The 20,332-nt window shown below is 73.6% G+C and carries 17 protein-coding genes and 1 pseudogene; 11 read left to right on the top strand and 7 right to left on the bottom strand.

The features are described from left to right. Nucleotides 1–28 precede the first annotated feature (28 nt). The gene (locus tag ACLZN2_RS44460; protein ID WP_416985526.1) at nucleotides 29–619 is read left to right on the top strand and encodes a Uma2 family endonuclease; all 591 of its coding nucleotides are present in this window, start codon (nucleotides 29–31) and stop codon (nucleotides 617–619) included. Between the two features lie 177 nt (nucleotides 620–796). On the opposite strand, the gene ACLZN2_RS44455 is transcribed toward ACLZN2_RS44460, so the two are convergent. Both ACLZN2_RS44455 and ACLZN2_RS44450 read right to left on the bottom strand, forming a co-directional pair. Further along, complete coding sequence (locus ACLZN2_RS44455; protein ID WP_416985524.1) at nucleotides 797–1,162, bottom strand: hypothetical protein; 366 nt, start codon at nucleotides 1,160–1,162, stop codon at nucleotides 797–799. A 177-nt stretch (nucleotides 1,163–1,339) separates the two neighbouring features. Continuing rightward, nucleotides 1,340–2,500, bottom strand: a complete 1,161-nt coding sequence (locus ACLZN2_RS44450; RefSeq protein WP_416985522.1) for a sensor histidine kinase — start codon at nucleotides 2,498–2,500, stop codon at nucleotides 1,340–1,342. A gap of 86 nt (nucleotides 2,501–2,586) precedes the next feature. Here ACLZN2_RS44450 and ACLZN2_RS44445 point away from each other — a divergent pair, with 86 nt between their 5' ends. Together ACLZN2_RS44445 and ACLZN2_RS44440 are read left to right on the top strand one after the other, a co-directional pair. Beyond that, nucleotides 2,587–2,955, top strand: coding sequence for a hypothetical protein (locus tag ACLZN2_RS44445; protein ID WP_416985520.1), 369 nt, complete (start codon nucleotides 2,587–2,589; stop codon nucleotides 2,953–2,955). A gap of 110 nt (nucleotides 2,956–3,065) precedes the next feature. Further along, nucleotides 3,066–3,824, top strand: coding sequence for an SDR family NAD(P)-dependent oxidoreductase (locus tag ACLZN2_RS44440; RefSeq protein ID WP_416985518.1), 759 nt, complete (start codon nucleotides 3,066–3,068; stop codon nucleotides 3,822–3,824). 10 nt (nucleotides 3,825–3,834) lie between these two features. Here the strand turns inward: ACLZN2_RS44440 and ACLZN2_RS44435 are convergent, their stop codons facing one another. Further along, nucleotides 3,835–4,170, bottom strand: a complete 336-nt coding sequence (locus tag ACLZN2_RS44435; RefSeq protein ID WP_416985517.1) for an AQJ64_40280 family protein — start codon at nucleotides 4,168–4,170, stop codon at nucleotides 3,835–3,837. Nucleotides 4,171–4,238: 68 nt separating this feature from the next. Next, nucleotides 4,239–7,409 (bottom strand): AAA family ATPase, encoded by a 3,171-nt coding sequence (locus ACLZN2_RS44430; RefSeq protein WP_416985516.1) that lies wholly within the window; start codon nucleotides 7,407–7,409, stop codon nucleotides 4,239–4,241. Between the two features lie 374 nt (nucleotides 7,410–7,783). Between ACLZN2_RS44430 and ACLZN2_RS44425 the strand changes: the two genes are divergently transcribed. The 3 genes from ACLZN2_RS44425 (at nucleotide 7,784) to ACLZN2_RS44415 (ending at nucleotide 11,296) form a co-directional block, all read left to right on the top strand. Then, nucleotides 7,784–8,434 carry a helix-turn-helix transcriptional regulator gene (locus ACLZN2_RS44425; RefSeq protein ID WP_416985515.1) on the top strand — a complete coding sequence of 217 codons (651 nt, stop codon included), beginning with the start codon at nucleotides 7,784–7,786 and terminating at the stop codon, nucleotides 8,432–8,434. A gap of 139 nt (nucleotides 8,435–8,573) precedes the next feature. After that, on the top strand, nucleotides 8,574–9,251 hold the full coding sequence (locus tag ACLZN2_RS44420) for a DUF4255 domain-containing protein (RefSeq protein WP_416985514.1): 678 nt from the start codon (nucleotides 8,574–8,576) through the stop codon (nucleotides 9,249–9,251). A gap of 50 nt (nucleotides 9,252–9,301) precedes the next feature. Then, nucleotides 9,302–11,296: an ATP-binding protein gene (locus tag ACLZN2_RS44415; RefSeq protein ID WP_416985565.1), complete on the top strand. Its 1,995-nt coding sequence runs from the start codon at nucleotides 9,302–9,304 to the stop codon at nucleotides 11,294–11,296. Between the two features lie 21 nt (nucleotides 11,297–11,317). Here ACLZN2_RS44415 and ACLZN2_RS44410 read toward each other — a convergent pair whose 3' ends face one another. Continuing rightward, on the bottom strand, nucleotides 11,318–12,709 hold the full coding sequence (locus ACLZN2_RS44410; protein ID WP_416985512.1) for a ricin-type beta-trefoil lectin domain protein: 1,392 nt from the start codon (nucleotides 12,707–12,709) through the stop codon (nucleotides 11,318–11,320). 53 nt (nucleotides 12,710–12,762) lie between these two features. Beyond that, nucleotides 12,763–14,208, bottom strand: coding sequence for a hydrolase (locus tag ACLZN2_RS44405; RefSeq protein WP_416985511.1), 1,446 nt, complete (start codon nucleotides 14,206–14,208; stop codon nucleotides 12,763–12,765). Between the two features lie 379 nt (nucleotides 14,209–14,587). Between ACLZN2_RS44405 and ACLZN2_RS44400 the strand changes: the two genes are divergently transcribed. From ACLZN2_RS44400 to ACLZN2_RS44385, 4 genes are read left to right on the top strand one after another with little or no spacing between them, the layout of a single operon-like run. Then, a complete protein-coding gene (locus tag ACLZN2_RS44400; RefSeq protein ID WP_416985510.1) occupies nucleotides 14,588–16,168 on the top strand; it encodes a phage tail sheath subtilisin-like domain-containing protein in 1,581 nt (526 codons plus the stop codon). A 57-nt stretch (nucleotides 16,169–16,225) separates the two neighbouring features. Continuing rightward, on the top strand, nucleotides 16,226–16,669 hold the full coding sequence (locus ACLZN2_RS44395; RefSeq protein ID WP_133910917.1) for a phage tail protein: 444 nt from the start codon (nucleotides 16,226–16,228) through the stop codon (nucleotides 16,667–16,669). Then, nucleotides 16,669–17,148 carry a hypothetical protein gene (locus tag ACLZN2_RS44390; protein WP_416985508.1) on the top strand — a complete coding sequence of 160 codons (480 nt, stop codon included), beginning with the start codon at nucleotides 16,669–16,671 and terminating at the stop codon, nucleotides 17,146–17,148. The genes ACLZN2_RS44395 and ACLZN2_RS44390 overlap by 1 nt, the downstream gene beginning before the upstream one ends. After that, complete coding sequence (locus ACLZN2_RS44385; RefSeq protein WP_352348269.1) at nucleotides 17,145–17,303, top strand: DUF6760 family protein; 159 nt, start codon at nucleotides 17,145–17,147, stop codon at nucleotides 17,301–17,303. The genes ACLZN2_RS44390 and ACLZN2_RS44385 overlap by 4 nt, the downstream gene beginning before the upstream one ends. Nucleotides 17,304–18,340: 1,037 nt before the next feature. Here the strand turns inward: ACLZN2_RS44385 and ACLZN2_RS44380 are convergent. After that, nucleotides 18,341–18,964 (bottom strand): hypothetical protein, encoded by a 624-nt coding sequence (locus tag ACLZN2_RS44380; protein WP_416985506.1) that lies wholly within the window; start codon nucleotides 18,962–18,964, stop codon nucleotides 18,341–18,343. Nucleotides 18,965–19,061: 97 nt separating this feature from the next. Between ACLZN2_RS44380 and ACLZN2_RS44375 the strand changes: the two are divergent. After that, nucleotides 19,062–20,332 (top strand): annotated as a pseudogene (locus tag ACLZN2_RS44375) (hypothetical protein); the annotation flags it as partial.

Here is a 20,332-nt window from a genome sequence, read left to right as displayed (position 1 = left end):
TGGGCACAGACGACGAGGAGCGAGCGCCATGACCATCGCCCCGGACAACGCGCAGCAGGGCGCCTCGCACCTGTACCGGGCCATGCGCGACTTCGTGGAGTCCACGGACGGCACCCTCCCCGGCAAGTTCGAGATCACCAAGGAAGGGATCGTCCTCGACATGATGTCGCCTGTGCGGCCGCATGAACTCACCGCACTCCGTCTCCGGAAACGCCTGGAGAGGGTCATGCCCGAGGAGATCGTGGCCCACACGGGCGAGCCTGATGTCGAGGTGGAACCAGAAGGCATCATGCGCCGCCCCGACATCATGGTGATCGCCGAGGCGGACATGGAGGGAGAGGGGTCCTTTGACCCTCGTACCCTCATCGCCGCCGTTGAGGTCGTCTCCCGCTCCAACCCGGACAACGACTGGGTCACCAAGATGCGCGACTACCCGCTGATGGGCGTCCCCGTCTACGCCGTCTTCGACCCCCGCACCGGCACCGGTGCCGTCCTCACCGATATCCACCCCACCCCCGACGGCCCCCGTTACGCCACGCGCAAGGACTTCGTCTACGGCGAGGACGTCACCATCGCCGACTGGACCATCTCCACCGAGGGGCTTCCTCTGTACGGCTGAGAAGTGGTGATTGAGTCTCAGCGACACGCCGTGTGTGCGGCGTGTCGCTGAGACTCAGCGCACAACCTGGCTCTCGCCGCGCGGGAATTCACCTGCATTCGGGTGTCCGGGGCGAGACGCTGGTGGCCGGAGGGCCGGGCTGTGGGGTTGTGCGGACCTCCGGCTCGGGATGTGCGGTCAGACGTTGGCGCAGATGGCGTAGACGCTGATGCCGACGGAGCTGTAGGCGTTCTGGCGGCCGAGGGCGACCCAGCCGGTTCCGTCGGGGGTGGGGAAGCTGCCGACGAGGATCGCGTCGTTGCCCTGGGCTTCGGCTCCGCCGCCGATGACGTGCTTGCCGGGCGGGCAGTAGACGGTGCGACGCTGGAAGTTCGGGACGTTCGCGTTGGGGAGCGCCACGATCTGGTAGCCGTCGATGGCGCGGGCTTGTGCGGGTTTGGCGGCGGCGGGGGTGTGGCTGGGGGCTGCCTGGGCGGCCCAGCCGGCTCCGGCTGCGAGGGTGAGCGCCAGTGCGCCGGCGGTGAGGGCCGTCTTTGCTCGCATGTGTCTCCTCCTGCTCGTGCGGGACGCCTCGAGTGGTGTCCCGTTGCAGGCACCAACGCTGTCGGACGTGGGAGAGCGGAGGCGGGGCTTCGGTGATCAAACTCCCTGATCGGGGGAGGTCGGAGTGAGAGAGCGTCAGGAGCGCGTAGGCGGCGCGGAGGCTCCTGATCAGGCCCTTCAGCGGGCCGCCGGGAACCGTGCCCGGACCTCCCAGCCCTGGCCCGTCGCCACCGGGCCCGCCCGCAGTTCGCCGCCCAACGCGGTGACCCGTTCTCTCAGGCCCACCAGGCCGAAGCCGCCGCCGTGGGCCTCGGCCGGGAGCTGGGTGCCGCCGAGGCCGTCGTCGCGAACCGTGACCTCCAGGCGGGCGTCGACGTAGGAGAGGCGGACGGTGATCGTCGTGGCGTCGGCGGCGTGGCGGCGTACGTTCGTCAGGGACTCCTGGACCACGCGGAAGGCGGCGGCCTGCACCTCATGAGGGAGGTCGTCCGGCAGCGACAGGTCCCGGTCGAAGGCGATCCGTTGCGTCGGGCCCGCGAAGCCCTCCGTCAGGTCCGTGATCGCGGCCAGGTCACCCACCGGTCGGCGGTCCGCCTCGCCGTCCGTGTCCCGTAGAACGCCGACCGTGCGGCGCATGGAGGCGAGGGCCTCCGTCGCGGCGCGTTCGATCCCCGCGAGGACCGGGTCGAGGTCCTGCGGCCGAGTCGTCGCCATCATGCGGGCCACCTGCGTCTGGACCAGGATGCCGGTCACGTGGTGGGCCACGAAGTCGTGCAGGTCGGCCGCGATCGCGAGCCGCTCCTCGCGGCGGGTGTCGGCGACGGCGACCGTGCGGCGGTAGTCGAGGGAGCGGAGGTAGGCGGCGAGGCCGGCGACGACTCCGATCAGGATCAGGCCCACGAGGGTGAAACCCAGTGCCCCGCCCTGCGGCAGCTCCCCGTAGTACCGCAACGGTGTGGCGAGCAACGCGCCCGCGTCCAGCACCGCGCACGCGACGGACCAGCGCGGTGGGCAGTGTCGTACGGCGATGAAGAGCAGGGAGAGGAGAACCGCCAGCTCGCCCGGGCCGAAGGGGGCGCTGTGGTGGGGGAGGTACGCGGTCGCAGTGTAGAGAAGCGAGAGCAGGGCCGGGACCGTGGTGCGCAGTTGTGGGGTGAGCCAGGTCGGGCGGTGGGCCGTCGGCCAGAGGACCGCGGTCAGGCCGACCGTCAGTACCGCCGCCGGACGCCACAGCGGGTACCCGATCTGGTGCGCGGCCGCCAGGTCGATGAGCGCCGCCGTGAAGAGCGAGCCGACGACGGCGCCGCGCGCGCACCCCTTGAGCCAACCGGATTTCATGCAGGCCACGGTAGGCGTGGGCGGCGATCACGGTATCGGCCGAATGGTCGAGGCGGCCGCGGAGCAGCGGCTGGTACGGTCCGGGCATGCCCGACAGCAGGTTCCTGGTCGGCTTCGCGGGCGGCGCGGCCGTCGTCCTCGCCCTGGTCGGCCTCACCGCGCGGTTCGTCACCCGCACCGAGTCCACGACGACCCTCGACCGGTACGACACCGTCCTCGTCGACGGGCAGAAGGCCCTCGCTCCGAACATCGTCGCCGGGCGGGTCGAGAGCCTCTATCACCCGCTGCCCTGGGTCGGGACCGAGGTCCGGGTGACCTGTCCGACTGGGCTCAAGGCGGTCGAACACGCCCGGATCACCTGTACAGGGCGGCGCGGCGACGGGACCACCGTGGACATTCCCGTGCGGGTGGTGGAGGTGTCGGGGGCTCGGCTGACCTGGGCGTTCGGCAGGTAGGGCCGCTCCACACCGGGCGGGTGCGTGCCCCGTCCGGGTCAGCCGGAGCTGCGGGCCTTCCGCGCCGCCGCCGATGCTGGGTCTGGTGGTCGTCGTCTCAGGAGGTCACGATGGGTCGTCTCGACGGGCGGGTGGCGTTCGTCACCGGTGGGGCGCGGGGGATCGGCGCCGCGGTGGTGCGTCAGCTCGCGGCCGAGGGGGCCACCGTGATGATCGCCGACATCCTCGACTCCGAGGGGACCGCCCTGGCGGCGGAACTCGGCGCCCCAGCCCGCTTCCTGCACCTCGACGTCAGTGACGAGCGGGGCTGGCAGAAGGCGGTCTCCAAGGCCGAGCAGCACGCGGGACCGGTGTCGGTGCTGGTGAACAACGCGGGGATCGCCGGGTGGGGCACCCTGGAGGAGGAGAGCCTGCTCCAGTTCCGCCGGGTCCTCGACGTCAACCTTCAGGGCACCTGGCTCGGTATGCGCACGGCGGCGCCGTCGCTGCGCCGGGCCGGCGGCGGCGTGATCGTGAACATGTCCTCCCTGGCGGGGCTGACCGGGTACGCCGGCGTCGGCGCGTACGTGGCGAGCAAATGGGGCGTGCGCGGACTGACCAAGACGGCCGCGCTGGAACTGGCCCCGGACGGCGTCCGCGTCTGTTCCGTCCACCCCGGCGCCATCCGTACGGCGATGACGGCGGGCTTCGACGACAGGTTCGTCGCGGGCCAGCCGATCCCCCGCTTCGGCACCCCGGAGGAGGTCGCCCGCATGGTCCTGTTCATCGTCACCGAGGCGACCTTCTCGACGGGCAGCGAGTTCGTCCTCGACGGCGGTGTCCTCGCCGGCGCCCCCGTGGTGCTGGATCAGACCTCCGACGCCTCCTAGAAGGCTCACCCTAGTCCCGGACGTCCGCGTTCCGGAGGGCAGGTCGTACGTCCTCCCCCAGGACCTGGTGCACCGTCGTGCCCGGCAGGGTCGGCAGGGCCGCCCAGTGGGTGACGGGCTCGTCGCAGGGGCGGCCGTGGGGGAGGCGGACGACCCGGTCGGAGTCGACGAAGCAGTCGTGGTGCTCGGTGCCGTCCTCGGCGAGGTGGAGGGTGGTGAAGTACATGGGCAGGACGATCCAGAACTCCTCACCGTCGGGATAGCGGCCCGTCGTCGCGGCCGCCACCGGTGTTCCGGATCGCGGCAGCCGCTCGCGTACGTCCACCCATTCCACGGTTGCGTCCATGTGCCCTCCTGGCTCTCTTCCTGACTCTCTCTTCCTGGCTCTTCCTGGCTCTCCGCGAAGTCTCCCGGTCACTGTTCCAGTGCCGCCCGCAACTCCCCCCTCCTCCTGATGCCCAACTTGCGGTAGGCGCTGGTGAGATGGGTCTCCACCGTGCGGCGGGCCACGTGGAGGAGTGCGGCTATCTCCATGTTCGTACGGCCCTGCACGGCCAGTTCCGCGATCCGGCGTTCGCTGCCCGTGAGGGAGCCGGAGCCGGTGTGGGCCGGGGTGGTGCGGCGGGCACCGGCGGTGCGCAGGGCCTGGTTGGCGTGGGCGAGGAGGCGGGTGCTGCCGAGGCGTTCGGCGCGTTCGGCGGCCTCGCGGAGGTAGTCGCGGCCCCGGGCGCGTTCGCCGGAGGCGTTGAGCTGGAAGCCCTGGGCGAGGAGGGAGGAGACCAGTTCGGCCTCGGCGGGGGAGCCGCGCAGGACGGCCACCGCCTCCTCACCGAGTTCCAGGCCGCGCCGGCCCCGGGTGGCCCGGCCCAGGACGCGCAACGCCCGCCCCACCGTGCGCGGGGTGTCCCACACCCGGGCCAGCCGCAGTTCCTCCTCCGCCAGGGCCAGCGCCTCCCGGGGGTTGCCCAGGGCGAGCCGGCACTCCGCGGCAGCCGTACGCCACGGGGTGACGACCGGGCTGAGGACGGCGCGGGCGGACTGCCGGCGGCCGCACTCCAGGAAGTCGTGCAGGGCGCCCGCGATGTCCCCCTCGGTGAAGCGGAGGATGCCGCGCGCGTAGAGGAAGCGGTTGAGTTCCCAGGAGTCGGGGGCGTCCCGCAGGTCGAAGCTGTCCGCGAGGGCGCGGGCCTCGGCCGTACGGCCGGTCTCCACCAGCGCGGTCAGGGCGTGCGCGTCCGCGTTGCCGGGGACGCCGCAGCGGCGGGCGCGGGCCGCCTCCGGGTGGCCGGCCAGGACCGTGTCATAGGCGCCGCGGGCCGCCGCGATGTCGCAGCGGGTGTCCAGCAGCGCCTGCTCCATGGGGTGGAGGAGGAACGGGCGCTGGGCGGCCAGACCGCGTTCCACCAGGCGTTCCGCCTCGTCGAGTTCGTCGGCCCACTGGGCCACCGCCGCCGCCGTACCCAGCAGGAAGGGCTCGGCGAGCGGGTCGGAGGGCTCCTCCAGCAGGGTCCGCAGCCGGCGCATCGCCTCGCGCGCCGAGACGCCCCCGGCGGTCGCCGCGTACCGCACGAGCAGGGCCTGGCCGGAGGCGCCGACCAGCCCGGGGGAGCGTTCGGCGGTCTCCGCGAGCCAGCGGTAGGCGTCCTGGCGGACCGTCTGGTCCTGGTCGGACAGCAGCGCGGACGCGGTCTGCAGGGTGCGGGTGAGGTCGGGGTGGCCGGGGAGCAGGGCCTGCGTGCGGCGCAGCACCTCCACCGCCGTACGGACCTCCCCTCGGCCCGCGAGTGCCGTGCCCAGCGCGATCGCCGTACGGACCCGGTCGCGGGGTTCGGCCGGCAGGTCCAGTGCCTCCACCAGGCGGGGGATGCCGACCGGGGCGTCCGCGGAGGCGTACTCCAGGGATCCCAGTTCGGTCAGCAGCCGCTGGCGGAGGTCGTCGGGCAGGGGTTCCACGAGGGCGCGGCGGAGGTAGCCGACGGCGTCGTCGGGGCGGTCGGCGCGGAGGGAGACCGTGACCGCGTCGCGCAGCACGCGCAGCGCCCACGGCTCGCCGACCCGTGCGCTGCCCAGCAGTTGCCGGGCCACGGTCTCCACGCCGTCGCCCCGGCGCAGCATCGCCTCGGCGACCGCCCGGTGCGCGTCCTGCCGACGCCCGGCGGGCCAGCCCGCGAGGACGGCGTCCCGCAGCAGGGGGTGTGCGTAGCGGGGCCGCCCGGCGGGGTCCTCCCGCAGCAGACCCAGCCGGGTCATCGCGGTCAGCCAGCCGGAGACCCGGGCGGGATCGGCGCCACAGGCGTCGGCGAGCAGCGCGGCGAGACCGAGGGCGGTCTCCTGGGGGGCGGCGGGGGTCTGGGGGGCGGCGGGGGTCTGGGGGGCGGGGGGCGGCTGAGGGACGCCGGGCGTCTGAGGGACGGCATGCCCGTGAGGGACGCCGGGCGCCTGAAGGCCGCCGGTCGCCTGAAGGCCACCGGTCGCCTGAAGCCCGCCGGTCGCCTGGGAGAAGCCGGTCGCCTGAAGCCCGCCGGTCGCCCGAAGCCCGCCGGGCACCTGGGAGAAGCCGGTCGCCTGAAGCCCGCCGGTCGCCTGAAGCCCGCCAGGCACCTGGGAGAAGCCGGTCGCCCGAAGCCCGCCGGGCACCTGGGAGAAGCCGGTCGCCCGAAGCCCGCCGGGCGCCTGAGGGACGCCGGGCGCCTGAGGGACGCCGGGTGCCTGAGGGGCAGCGGTCACTTGGGGGACCACGGTCGCTTGGGGGACGGTGTCCCCCTCCGTCTGCTCCAGTGCCGCCAGGGTCCGGGCCACCTCCGCCGTGGCCTCGCCGGCGCCGTCCAGCCACCAGGACACGGCGGCCGGGTAGGAGCCGGGGTACAGGGCGGCACACGTGTGCGGTACGGGGGTGGACGCGGGTGCGCCCGCGAGGTCGTCGAGGAGGGCGTGCAGCAGCAGGGGGCTGCCCGCGGCGGCGTCGGCGCAGTCCGCCGTCCACCGCGGCGAGGCCTCCGGGAAGGCAGCACGGACCAGCTCCGCGACCGTGTCGTCGGAGAGCGGGGCGAGGGTGTGGGTACGGATCAGGGAAGGGGTGAGGGCGTGCGTGATACCTGTCGGCCGGGGATCGATGTCGTACTGGCTGCGCTCGGTCGCCACGAGCAGTAGCGCTAATCGGTCGACGCGCCGTGCCGCCTCCATCAGCCAGCGGCGCGAGGCGTCGTCGGCGAGGTCGACGTCGTCCACCGCCACCATCACCGGGCCCTCGGCGGCGTACGACCGCAGCAGCCGCCACAGCCGCGCCGCGCTTCCCCGGTCGTCCTCGCCGGGCCCCACCTCCTCGCCCGCGAACTCCGGTACGGGGCCAAGGAGATGGAGGACGCAGGAGAAGGGGACGGCGGTGTCCTCGGGGGAGCAGCGGGCCCGCAGCACGCGCAGCCCGCGCCCCGCCGCGTGCGTCACCGCGGCCTCCAGGAGCGCGGAGCGTCCGGTGCCGGTGGCCCCGCGCAGCAGGACCAGCCGGCCCGCGCCGGCCCGGGCGCGCTCGACCTCGGCCGCGAGCAGCGCATGCGCGTCGTCGCGTTCCCGCAAGGGTCCGCTCATCCCTGTCTCCTGCCAGTCGGTACGGCCGTCGGACGAGGTGCATCTGACGGACGCGGTTCCCTACGACGTCGTACGGCCGTTGTGGCGAGGCTCACGACGAACCTCCCGCACGACCATCCAACCCCCGTTGACCTGCAGTGATGTTCGCACCTTGTGGTTGTTTTCCCGTTGCTCTCGTGGTGCGGCTCGTGGTGCTCCACGATTGCGCCCGCCCCACGGGCCCCAGAAGGCTTGACCGGACCCAACCGCCACCGGTTCCCTCCGGCCGCGGGCCCGTGATATTGGGGGACAGGTTGCTCAGCACACCCCGGACAGCAGACGCCCGGACTTCCGACGCCCGGACTTCCGACGGCCGGACTTCCGACACCCGGACGATGGACAGCGGCACGCCGCCGAACGTCAGGCGGCGCATACCCGTCGCCGTCCTCGCGCCCGACCCGATCTCCCGGGAGGGCGCCGCGAGCCAGCTGCGGGGCCGGCCCGAGATCGAGGTCCGCGAGGAACCCTCGCCGACGCCCGGCACGGTCGCCCTGCTCGTCGAGGACACCCTCGACGACACGGCGCTGGCCCGGCTGCGCAGGATCACCCGTACCGAGGGCACCCGGGTGGTGCTCGTGGTGGGCGCGATCCGCGAGACCGAGCTGCTCGACGTCATCGAGTGCGGGGTCGGGGCGATCGTCTGGCGCCGTGAGGCCACCACGCACCGGCTGGTGCAGGCGGTCCTCGCGGCCGCGCGCGGCGACGGCGACCTGCCCTCCGATCTGCTGGGCAGGCTGATCAGCCAGGTCGGCACGCTGCACCGGGGCGCGGCGGGGCGCCCGGGCGCGCCCTCGCTGGGGCTCGCGCCACGGGAGGTGGACGTCCTGCGGCTGGTCGCCGAGGGCCTCGACACCGGAGAGATCGCCAGCAAGCTGTCCTACTCCGAACGAACTGTCAAGAACGTGATGCACGGACTCACGACGCGCCTGCATCTGCGGAACCGGGCGCATGCGGTGGCATATGCCCTCCGGGAAGGCTACATCTGACCGAACGGGCAATCGAAGGAGAACACGCGGGCAGCGTGTCGTGCCCGGCCGTCGACCCCGGCGCGCCTGCGGAACCCGCACGATCGGAGGCACGATCGGTCAAGGGGGTCAGTGGTACGGGTGATGGAGGAGCGCGAGGGTGATCCACGAGGTCGACGAGGTCCTCAAGGGCCTGCTCGGCGGGGGCGCGCTGACCGGCTCCGGCATCGACGTCTCCTTCGAGGCACCCACCCGTGACTGGGCGGCCCGGCGCAACTCCCCTGTCGTCAATGCCTACTTGTACGACATCCGGGAGGACGTGGCCCGCCGCCAGCGCGGGCAGGTCGGGGTGCGCGACGAGCGGGACGTCGTGGTGAAACGGCGTCAGCCGCCGCGCTGGTTCCGCCTTTCCTACCTCGTGACCGCCTGGACCAAAACCCCGCAGGACGAACACCGGCTTCTTTCCGCCGTGTTGGCCAACCTCATCCCGCGCGAGATCCTCTCCGCCGACGAACTCCCGGGCGCGCTGCGGGACCTGGGCCTCGCCGTGCATCTGAACGTGGCCGGCGTCCAGACCGAGTCCCGTTCCCTCGCCGAGATCTGGTCCGCCCTGGGCGGCGAGCTCAAGCCCTCCCTCGACCTGGTGGTGACGGCCCCCTTCCCGGCCTACCCCGAGTACGACGCCGGCCCGCCGGTCACCGAGGGCGCGGTCGTCCGCGTCGCGGGCCTCGACGGCGAACCCCCGCAGAGCGCGGGCCGCGGGCACCGGCCCCACCATCTGGCGGCGGCCCAGGCGGCGCGCGAGGCCCGCGAGGCCACGGAGAAGGACGGCCGGTGACACCGGTGACACCGGTGACAGCAGCCGGGGGCCCGACCGAGCGACCGGACATCGCCGACGCCCCGCCCTCCGACTCCGCCGAACGAGCACACCCGGCCGATCCGGCCACCGCGCTGCTCGTGCGTCTCGCCGACCTGCGGGAGCGGGTCGCCGGGCTCGTCGATGAGCGGGTCGTCGGGGATCCCACGGCCGGGGATCCCCTGCGCGGGCTGTATCTGTCCGAGGAGGCGGTACGGCACCTGCTGGAGCGCGGGCCCGGGTCGGTCACCCCGGTGGACCCGGCGGTGGACGTGCCCGTCGACCGGCTCTCCGCCCTCGCCGGGCGCCTGTCCCTCACCGGGCTCGACATCGCCGTACTCCTCGTCGCGCTCGCGCCCGATCTGGACCGGACGTTCGAGCCGCTGTACGGCTACCTCAACGACGACGTCAGCAGGCGTCGGGCGACGGTCGGGCTCGCGCTGGAGTTGTGCGGGGCGCCCGCGCACCTCGCGCAGGCCCGCGCCCGCTTCCACGCCTCGGCGCCGCTCAGCGCACTCGGCCTGCTGGAGATCGAGGAGCCCGAACGCCCCTTCCTGTCCCGTTCGTTGCGCGTCCCCGACCGGCTCCTCGCCCATCTCCTCGGCGACGCCACCCCGGACGCGTCGCTGCAGGGCCGGCTGCAATCCCTGCCCCGCGCGCTGCCCGCCGAGGCCTTCGCCCACCGGCTCGCCGACCGCCTCGGTCACGGCCCCCTCGCCGTCTACCTGCGTGAACACCGTGAGGGCGACGGCCTGGCCGCCATAGCCGGCGCCCTGCGCACGGCCGGTGTCGAGGGCCTGCGCTTCACCGGCGGCACCGACCACGTCCCCGCCCTCCTGCGCGAGGCCCGGCTGACCGGGCGGGCGATCGTGGTGACCGGACTCACCGAGCAACCGGCCCCGCTCGTCGCCGCGTTGACCGCCGCACCGGACGTGACCGTCCTCCTCGCCGACCCCCGACCCTACGACCCCCACTGGTCCCCCACCGACCCCCTGGTCCTGGACGCCCCGCGCCGCCGGGCGGGCGGCACGACGGCGTGGGAGACGGAACTGGGGGCCAGCCACGTCCTCTTCGACCTCGCCGCCACCGTCGCCCCCTACCGCCTCGGCGGTGACCGGGTCGCGCGGGCCGCGCAGGCCGCTCGCGCCCTCGCCGCCTTCGAGGGCGGCCCGCTCACCGCCGACCACGTCCGGCTCGCCGCCCGTCAGCAGTCCGCGTCCGGGCTGGAACGGCATGCCCGCCGGATCCGCCCCGACGTCGGCTGGACGGACCTGGTCCTGCCCGACCGCCCACTAGCCCAGCTGCACGAACTCGCCCTCCGCGCCCGCCACCGCGACCGTGTGCTCGGCGACTGGCGGCTCAGCGCGGGCGGGGGACGAGGAAGGGGCGTGCTCGGGCTCTTCGCGGGGGAGTCCGGGACCGGCAAGACCCTGTCCGCCGAGGTCGTCGCCGCCGAACTCGGGCTCGATCTGTACGTCGTCCAGCTGTCCTCGATCGTCGACAAGTACGTCGGCGAGACCGAGAAGAACCTGGAGCGCATCTTCACCGAGGCCGACCGCACCGACGCCGTGCTGCTCTTCGACGAGGCCGACGCGGTCTTCGGCAAGCGCTCCGAGGTGAAGGACTCGCACGACCGGTACGCCAACATGGAGAGCGCCTATCTGCTGCAGCGCCTGGAGTCCTTCGACGGGATCGCGCTGCTCACCACCAACCTGCGGGCCAACATCGACGAGGCGTTCACCCGCCGGCTCGACCTGGTGATCGACTTCCCGTTCCCGGACCAGGAGCAGCGGCTCGCGCTGTGGCGGCACGGGCTCGCGCATGTGCCGTGCGCCGAGGGCGTCGACCCGGCCCCGCTGGCCCGTGACTTCGAGCTGGCGGGTGGGTCGATCCGCAGCGCGGTGGTCACCGCCGCCTATCTGGCCGCCGGAAGGGGCGAGCCGGTCGGCGACGGCGACCTGCTGGAGGGGGCCCGCCGCGAGTACCGCAAGGCGGGCCGCCTGGTGCCCGGTGAGGCCAACTGGTAGGCCTCGAAAGGCCTCCGTCTCCTACTCCACCCGCCACTTCTGGTTGGGCGTCCCCGAGCAGGTCCACTGCTGGAGCTTCGCCCCGTTGCCGGTGCCGTTGTCCTTGACGTCCACGCATTTGTTCGACTGCGGATTGACCAGGTCACCGGCGTCGCTCAGCACGAACTGCTGGGCGGGATTGCCGCTACAGTTCGCGAGCTGGATGACCGCGCCGTCGTCCTTCGACCCCCAGGCGACGTCCATGCACAGCCCGAGCGCGCGGACCGTGCCGTCGCTGCGGAAGTCCCACTTCTGGTTGGCGGAACTCGCGCAGTCCCAGATCTGCAGCGGGGTGCCGTCCTTGCCCTTGCCGTTCTGGGCGTCGGTCACGTCGATGCAACGGTTGGAGCCGTTCCCGATGATCAGCTGTCCGGCCACCTCGGTCTCCTCGTCCGAGTCGTCGGAACCGCCCCCGCCGCCGCCCGACCCCGAGCCGCCCGACCCGGAACCGGAACCGGACCCGGAGCCCGAACCCGAGCCGCTCGTGTCGTCGTTCTGCGCCGGGGCGGAGGCGGCCGGCTGGTCCGCCGGGGCCTGCGCGGAGGAGTCGGTCTTCGGCGCGGACGGCGCCGCCACGGAGGGGCTCGGCAGCGCGGAGCCGTTGACCTCGACCATCTTCTCCGAGGCGAGGGAGCGCACCTGCGGCTTGTACGCCAGCCAGATCATCACGAACGCGATCGTCAGCGCCATCGCGATGCTCAGCGTGGTCGCCAGCCAGCGCGGTAAGAACCCGCGCTGCACGAACGTACCGTCGACCGAGAGCGGCACCGCCCCCGAGCGCTGCACGCTCAGCGCGTACGACCGCTGCTCCTTGCCCCCGAACCAGATGATGTCCCGGGGCTTCAGCGTGGTGTCCACGAACGCGGCGCGGCCCGGCTCGATCTGCACGTTCGACGGCCGGAACTCGTACGACAGGTTGTCACCGATGTCCGCCCCCGCGACGGACGCGGTGACCCTGCTGTTGCCGAGGTTGTCGATCGCGAGCCGGGGCCTGCCCTTGAACCGCCCCTTCACGGTCGGCGGGACCAGCTCGGCCCGCACCTCCGTGAAGGGGGTGATCGTCAGATTCCCCTCCGGGACGGTCGTCGCGTCCGGGTGCTCGGTCGGGGTGATCCGCACGGCGTACGGGTTCGGCCCCGCCGTCGCGTCCGGGGTGCGGGGCGGTGCGAAGGTCAGCTCGACCGTGCCCGTCGTCCCCGGGTACAGCCGCAGCGTCTGCGGCTCCACCGTCGTCCAGGGCGCGATGTTTCCGACGGGCTCGAAACGGTACTCGTCGACGACGTCACCGGTGTTGCGCACCCGGAGTCTGACGGTCGTCGTGCTGCCGGGGTCGACGGTCGCGGCCGCCGGTTCAAGAGAAGTCCACAGAGTCACCTCACGGGCCCTTTCGACGTTTTCTGGGGTGGGAGGCGCCGTTGCTGCGGGCCTCAGACGGTGAAGCGGACCGCCTCCAGCTGGAGCTTCCAGTCCATGGCGCTGCCGCCGTAGATCCACTTCTGTGTGGCGTTGGGGTCCGTGCAGCCCAGTCCGCGCCAGCCCTTGTCCTTGATGTGGGCGTTCTGGCAGACGGAACCCTTGATGACCTGGATGGTGAAGCCCTGCAGGGGCGAGACCGACTCCTTGGTGCTGCCGAGGTACATGTCGACGCCGTCGGCGGCCTTCGACCACTTGTTGCCGGTCAGCCAGCCCTCGGTCACATGGGCGCCGTTGCCGGTGACGCCTCCGGTGCCCGCCGTGGCGATGTTGAGCGCCTTGATGGGCAGGCCCTTGCCGGTCGTGCCCGCGATGTCGCCGTCACAGACCGGGTCCTGCCAGCCCTGGTCGGCCACATAGGCGCGGTAGCAGATGTGCCGCCCGTCGCTGCGCGCCGCCTGCTCGGCCACGGCCGTCGCGGCGGTCTCCTCCTTCGGCTTCTCGCTCTCCTCGGAGGAGCCCCCGCCACCGTTCCCGCTCCCGCTCCCGCTGCCACTTCCACTGCCGCTCCCGGCCTGCGCGTCCCCGCTGGTGTCCTCGGGGACGTCCGGGGCGGCGGGCGCGCTGGTCTCGGCGGCGGGCGGCGCGCTCTCGATGGGCGCCGAGGGGCTGGGCAGCGTGGTGGCGCCGGCCTCCGCGAGCTTCTCCGTCGCGAGGGAACGCACCTGCGGCTTGTACGCCAGCCAGATCATCACGAACGCGATCGCGAGGGCCAGCGAGATGCTCAGCGCGGTCGCCAGCCAGCGCGGCAGGAACCCGCGCTGCACGAACGTACCGTCGACCTCCATCGGCTGCGCCCCCGACCGCCGTACGGCCAGCCGGTAGGGCTGCTCCTCCTTGGACCCGAACCAGATGATCTGCCGGGGCCGCAGCGTGGTGTCCACGAACACCGCGCGGCCGGGCTCGATCTGCACGTTGGCGGGCTGGAGTTCGTACTGGAGCCGGTCGCCGTTGTCGCCGCCGCTGAGGGAGGCGGTCACCTTGGTGTTGCCGAGGTTGTCGATCGCGAGCCGGGGCCTGCCCTTGAACCGCCCCTTCACGGTCGGCGGGACCAGCTCGGCCCGCACCTCCGTGAACGGGGTGATCGTCAGATTCCCCTCGGGTACGGTCACCGCGTCCGGGTGCTCGGTCGGCGTGATCCGCACGGCGTACGGGTTCGGCCCCGCCGTCGCGTCCGAGGTGCGCGGCGGCGCGAAGGTCAGCTCGACCGTGCCCGTCGTCCCCGGGTACAGCCGCAACGTCTGCGGCTCCACCGTCGTCCAGGGCGCGACGTCTCCGACGGGCTCGAAACGGTACTCGTCGACGACGTCACCGGTGTTGCGCACCCGCAACCGGACGGTCGCCCGGCTGCCGGGGTCGACGGTGACGGAAGCGGGTTCGAGGGAAGTCCACAGGCTCACGCACCGACGCTACGGTGTGGCCGGTGACCGGGGTGAGAGGCCACGGGGCAGAGCGACTGCCCGCCAGGACCGCACCGCCTGCCCTCCCGGCCGGACAGGCCCCCGGGCCGCCCCCCGGCCGCCCCCGGCCGCCCCCGGGCCGCCCCCCGAACCCCCGCCGGACCCGGGCGGCGTCGAAGTGTCGAGAGAGTCTCAGCGACACGCCGTCGGCACGGCGTGTCGCTGAGACTGCGCGCACACTTTGCCGCTCGTGACCGGGGCCCGTTGCCCGACCGGGCACCGAGTGTGCCCCGGGACGTGCACCGGAGGCCGTTTCAGGGGACGCGCTTCGCGCGTGACGGTGGGAACGTCCTGACGCGTACCCCGAGGAGAGCACAGCATGCCGTCCTACCTGTCGCCCGGCGTATACGTCGAGGAGGTGGCCAGCGGCTCCCGCCCGATCGAGGGGGTGGGCACCTCGGTGGCGGCCTTCGTCGGGCTCGCCCCGACCGGCCCGCTCAACGAGCCGACGCTGGTGACCAACTGGACCCAGTACGTGGCGGCGTTCGGTGACTTCACCGACGGGTACTACCTGGCGCACTCCGTCTACGGCTTCTTCAACAACGGCGGTTCGGCCGCGTACGTCGTCCGTGTCGGCGGCACCGCCGCGGGCGCGTCGGGCGACACCAAGTCCCCGTCCGCGGTGACCGGTTCGGCCGCGCCCGCCGCGCTCCCGGCCGGTGAGCCGAAGCAGCTCGGCACCTTCACGGTGACCGCGACGGCGCCGGGCAACCTGAGCGTCGAGGTCGCGGACGCGGAGGGCGAGGGCCCCGCCGAGCGGTTCAAGCTGATCGTCAAGGACGGCGACCGGCCGGTCGAGACCTTCGACGTGTCGGCGAAGAAGGGCAACCGCTCCTACGTCGTCACCCAGGTCAAGGAGCGGTCCAAGCTCATCACCGTGGCCGAGGCCGCGCCCGCCGCGCAGCTGGCCCGCCCGGAGAACCAGACGGTCGCGCTGCCGTCGGCGCCCGCCGCCGCGCCCGCCGTGCCGGCCGCCGACGACACCGTGACCGTCGGCCCCGCCCAGTACCTGGGCGACAGCGCCGACCGCACCGGCTTCGGCGGCCTGGAGGCCGTCGACGAGATCTCCATGGTGGCGGTCCCCGACCTGATGGCCGCCTACCAGCGCGGCGCGATCGACCTGGAGCAGGTCAAGGCGGTCCAGCTGGGCCTGATCGCGCACTGCGAGCTGATGGGCGACCGCGTCGCGATCATCGACCCGCCGCCGGGCCTCAACGCCCGTCAGATCCGCGTGTGGCGCCAGGAGACGGCCGGCTACGACTCCAAGTACGCCGCCCTGTACTACCCCTGGATCAAGTCCTTCGACCCGGCGTCCGGCCAGGCCCGCCTGATCCCGCCGAGCGGCCACGTCGCCGGTGTCTGGGCCCGCAACGACTCCGAGCGCGGCGTGCACAAGGCCCCGGCCAACGAGGTCGTGCGGGGAGCGGTGGACCTCGAGATCCAGATCACGCGCGGCGAGCAGGACCTGCTGAACCCGATCGGCGTGAACTGCATCCGCGCCTTCCCGGGTCGCGGGATCCGGATCTGGGGCGCGAGGACGCTGTCGTCGGACCCGGCCTGGCGCTACCTCAACGTCCGCCGGTACTTCAACTACCTGGAGGAGTCGATCCTGATCGGCACCCAGTGGGTGGTGTTCGAGCCGAACGACCACGCCCTGTGGGCCCGGATCCGGCGCAACGTCTCGGCGTTCCTCGTCAACGAGTGGCGCAGCGGCGCCCTGTTCGGCGCCAAGCCCGAGGACGCGTACTACGTCAAGTGCGACGAGGAGACCAACCCGCCGGAGTCGGTCGACGTCGGCCGGGTGATCTGCGAGATCGGTATCGCCCCGGTCAAGCCGGCCGAGTTCGTGATCTTCCGGCTGGCGCAGTTCTCGAGCGGCAACGGGGAGCTGGAGGAGTAGGCACCCCTACCCCTCCTCGTCCGTACTCGCAGTCAACTCCCCTAGAAGGAAAAGCAGATGAGCCTCCAGCCGGGTGACGCCCTTACTTCGCACAATTTCGGCCTGCAGATCGACGGCGTGATGGTCGAGTACCTCGCCGAGGTCAGCGGCCTCAGCCTCGAACAGGACGTCATCGAGTACCAGCAGGTCTCCGCGCAGGGCAAGCCGGTCACCAAGAAGCTGCCGGGCGTGAAGAAGGCGGGCACCTGCACGGTCGTCCGCGGTATGACCCAGTCCGCCGCGTTCAACCAGTGGATCACCGAGTCGATCAACGGCTCGATGGGCTCCGCCCGCAAGAACGCCACCATCATGGTCATGGACTACATGAACAATCCGGTCAAGCGGTACAACATGCGCAACGCGTGGTGCAGCAAGATCGACACCAGCACCGTGAAGGCGGGCGAGGCGTCGGCGCTGACCGAGACCGTGACGATCACGTTCGAAGAACTGGTCATCGAGTAATGCGGCGTACGGCTGTGCGGGCGCCGCGCGCGGAGGTGGAGCAGCCTTCTCAGGAGGCCGCCCCGCTCCCGCCCGCGGCGCCCGCGCCGGCCCCGGTGCAGCGGCAGACCCTGCAGACGGAGTTCGCCTTCGAGCTGCCGCGCGGGTACGTCGACGAGGCGGGCACCGTCCACCGCGACGGTGTGATGCGGCTGTCGACGGCGCGCGACGAACTGGTCCCGCTGCGGGACATCCGCGTCCAGGAGAACCCGGCGTACCTGTCGGTCGTGCTGCTGGGCCGGGTCATCACCCGCCTGGGCACGCTCCCGCTGGTCCACGACGGCGTGGTGGAGAACATGTTCGCCTCCGACCTCGCCTTCCTCCAGGACTTCTACCGCCAGATCAACGCCGAGGGCCACACCCGCGCCACGGTGGAGTGCCCGCACTGCGCGGAGCCCTTCGAGGTGGAACTGGGCGGGAGCCGCCTGGGGGAATCGTGACGTACGCGACCGACCGGCTGCACGAGGAGATCGCGTACGTCGCCTACCACTTCCACTGGTCCCTCGACGACATCCTCGACCTGGAACACCACGACCGCCGCCGCTGGACGGACCAGATCGGCTCCCTGGTGACCCGGGGCGGAACGGAGGGCTGAGCGGTGGGTCTTCTGGATCGATTCCGGGGCGGGGGGCGACGGCGGGGGGCGGAGACGCCTGCCGCGGGCTCGGATGCGTCGGGTTCCGGTACGTCGGGTTCCGGTACGTCGGGTTCCGGTACGTCGGGTTCCGGTGACGGTACGTCCGCTGCGGGCGCCGGGGCTTTCGCGGGCGGCGGCGGCCCTGTGGTGGCCGCGTCCTGGACCCGGCTGCCTCCGATCCAGCGGGTGGTGGCGTCCGGTACGACGGCGGCGGGTGTCGCCGATTCCGGGTTCGGCGGGCGGCTGGCCACGTATCAGAACCCGACCTTCACCGGCGTACGCCCGCTGACGGTCCTGGACGGAAGCGCCGGCACGGGCGGGTTGCTGAGCGAAGCGCCGGCTGCGGGCGCGCCGAGGCCGACTTCGCCTGCCGGCCCGACGGTTCCGGTACCGACGGTTCCGGTGCAGACGGTTCCGGTGCAGACGGCACCGGTGGCGGGGGGTGTGGCGGGGCTGCCGGGGGCTGTGACTGGGCTACCGGGAGCGGCGCCGGGGCTGCCAGGGGTCGTTCCTGGTCTGCCGGGGGCCGTACCGGTCGTACAGCGGGCCGTTCCCGTCGTACAGCGGGCTGTTCCGGTCGCGCGGCCGGCGGCTTCGGGGCTGCCGGGGGTTCGCTCCGGCCTGCCCGGAAGCGGGGCCGGTGTGCCGGGGGCCTCCGCGCGTCCCGGTGCCGCTTCCGCGCCGCTGCCGGGGCTCTCGACCTCGCTTCCGGGGAGGGGTCCCACCCCGTCGGGGGCTTCGCCGACGCCTCCAAGTGCCGTATCCGCGCTGCCAGGTGCCGGACGGACGCTCCCGGGTGCGGGAACGGGCGTCCCCGCTCCGGGACCCGCGATCCAGCGCGCCGGATCGGCCCTTCCCGGTACCAGGTCCGCTCTTCCCGGCACGAGCCCCGTCGTCCCGGGCGCCGGCCCCGCGCACCCCAGTGCCGCGCCCGCCCTGCCCCGTACCGGACCTGCTCGCCCCAACGCCGGAGCCGCGTCCGCCGTGCCGGTGGTTCAGCGGGCCTCGGCCGCCCGGTCGGGATCCTCGCCGGTGGTTCCGGTGGTTCCGGTGGTTCCGGTGGCCGTGTCGAGGCGTATCGGTGCGGTGTCGTCCCCGTCCGGCCCGGTCCCGCCTTCTCCCGCACCCGCGCACCCGAACCGGCCCGGCGCCGCATCGCCGACCCCTTCCGCGTCCACCGCGCCGCTCCCGATCCGGTCGTCGACCGCGCCCGCGCCCCCGGTCCAACCCGCCGCCGCATCGCCGACCCCTTCCGGATCCACCGCGCCACTCCCGATCCAGTCGTCGACCGCGCCCGCGCTTCCGAACCGCCCCGGCGCCGCATCGGCGCACCCCGGCGGCTCACCGGCCCCCGTGCCCGCGCCCCATGCGCCGGCCTCCCCATCGGCCTCCCCCTCCTCGCTCCCGGTCGCGCAACGGCGCCCCGTGCGCCCGGCTTCCCCGCCGTCGGCCACTGCGGCGCGGGGCATCCGGGTGTCCCCGGCGGCACCGCGTCCGGCGGCCTCCGCCATCCCCCTGACCAGGTCGGCCCCGGCCCCGGTGCAGCGGCGTACGCTGCCCGCCCGTCTCCCGTCCGCCCCTGCCGGGCCGGCCTCGGCCGCGCCCCGGGGCACGGGCACCGACGGCGACCGTCCGGCGTCCGGCAAGGAACCCGCCCCGGGCCCAGGCCCGTCGGCGGTGGCCGCACCGCTTCCCCCGTCGGGAGCGGCCGGCGGGGTGCCCGCCCCTTCCGGCGGCGGGCACCCCGTACATGCTCCGGTCCCCGGCCCCACCGCCCCGCCCTCGGCCGGCCGCCCGGTTCAGCGGGCTGTTCAGCACACCCCCGAGGCCACCCCCACACCCCCACACCAGGCCACGCCCCCGAGCGCACCGCCCCCGGCCGACCACCCCGTCCAACGCGCCACTTCACAGGCACCCAAGGGCTCCCCCACGCCCACACCCCCTACCGCCCCACCCTCCGCCGACCACCCCATCCAGCGGGCCGTTCCACACACCCCCGAGGCCACACCCACACCCCCGCACCAGGCCACGCCCCCAGCAGCCCCAACTCCCCGGCAGCCCGGCTCCGCACCCGCGTCCGCGCCCTCGCCGACGGCGGTCCCCGAGCACCCCGTCCAGCGAGCCGTACCCCCGGCCCCGGTCGGCGACGCGCCCGCACCCGTCCTCCGGCGCCAGGACGGGAACACGGACGGCGGCCGTACTCCCGTAGCCACGCAAACCGGCCTGCCGACGTCCGCCGGGCGTACCGTCCAGCGGGCCGCCACCCCGGCCCAGGACACCCCCACGGCCGTCCGCCCGGCCGAACCCTCGGCCGCCCCGCACCCCGTGCAGCGAGCCGTGGCCGCATCGGCCCCCGCACAGGCCTCCGCGCCCGTGCCCACGCCCCCGGTGCCGCAAGCCGCCCCCCTGTCCCACCCGCAGCACTCGCCCGACACCGCGAACCCCGTCGGCCGCCCCGTGCAGCGCGCCGCCGCCCCGCACAGCGCCCAGCCCCCTGCGTCGGCCCCCGCCGCCCGCCCCCGCACAGGCCTCGGCGCCCCCCTCCCGGCATCCTCGATGCCCACCAACTCCCCGCGTGCGTCGGCCAGTTCGCGCCCCTCGCGGTCAAACGCCACGCCCGGCACCCCCACCGCCCCGGCCGTACAGCGCACCGCCAAGCCCTCCGCCCCAGCCCGCCCCCTGCTCGGCGCCCCGCTCCCCGCCCGCCCGGCCGAACCCGTCCCGCCCGTCGCTCCGGCCCCCGTCGCGGCACCCCCCGCCCCCACGCCGATCACCCCTGTCCCGGAGGCGATCCAGCGTGCCCTGGCCCCCACCGCCCAGCGCCCGGCCACGCTCCCCACACCTTCCAACTCACCGACACCCCCCGTCCAGCGCCGCCCCCTCACCGCCCCCGTACCTCTCCGACGGCCCACCCCCCGCGCCGAGCACCCCGTCCCCGTGGTCCAGCCGCGCCCCGCTTCCTTCACCACCCCGTCCCTCCAGGCACC

Origin of the sequence: Streptomyces sp. T028, assembly GCF_048159505.1 — a bacterium.
GTDB lineage: Bacteria > Actinomycetota > Actinomycetes > Streptomycetales > Streptomycetaceae > Streptomyces.
This window is presented reverse-complemented; position numbering and strand designations above follow the sequence as displayed.

Bases quoted from the DNA above. Each gene is read 5' to 3' on its own strand.
- ACLZN2_RS44460 (WP_416985526.1), top strand. From the start codon at position 29: ATGACCATCGCCCCGGACAACGCGCAGCAGGGCGCCTCGCACCTGTAC.
- ACLZN2_RS44455 (WP_416985524.1), bottom strand. From the start codon at position 1,162: ATGCGAGCAAAGACGGCCCTCACCGCCGGCGCACTGGCGCTCACCCTC.
- ACLZN2_RS44450 (WP_416985522.1), bottom strand. From the start codon at position 2,500: ATGAAATCCGGTTGGCTCAAGGGGTGCGCGCGCGGCGCCGTCGTCGGC.
- ACLZN2_RS44445 (WP_416985520.1), top strand. From the start codon at position 2,587: ATGCCCGACAGCAGGTTCCTGGTCGGCTTCGCGGGCGGCGCGGCCGTC.
- ACLZN2_RS44440 (WP_416985518.1), top strand. From the start codon at position 3,066: ATGGGTCGTCTCGACGGGCGGGTGGCGTTCGTCACCGGTGGGGCGCGG.
- ACLZN2_RS44435 (WP_416985517.1), bottom strand. From the start codon at position 4,170: ATGGACGCAACCGTGGAATGGGTGGACGTACGCGAGCGGCTGCCGCGA.
- ACLZN2_RS44430 (WP_416985516.1), bottom strand. From the start codon at position 7,409: ATGAGCGGACCCTTGCGGGAACGCGACGACGCGCATGCGCTGCTCGCG.
- ACLZN2_RS44425 (WP_416985515.1), top strand. From the start codon at position 7,784: ATGGACAGCGGCACGCCGCCGAACGTCAGGCGGCGCATACCCGTCGCC.
- ACLZN2_RS44400 (WP_416985510.1), top strand. From the start codon at position 14,588: ATGCCGTCCTACCTGTCGCCCGGCGTATACGTCGAGGAGGTGGCCAGC.
- ACLZN2_RS44395 (WP_133910917.1), top strand. From the start codon at position 16,226: ATGAGCCTCCAGCCGGGTGACGCCCTTACTTCGCACAATTTCGGCCTG.
- ACLZN2_RS44390 (WP_416985508.1), top strand. From the start codon at position 16,669: ATGCGGCGTACGGCTGTGCGGGCGCCGCGCGCGGAGGTGGAGCAGCCT.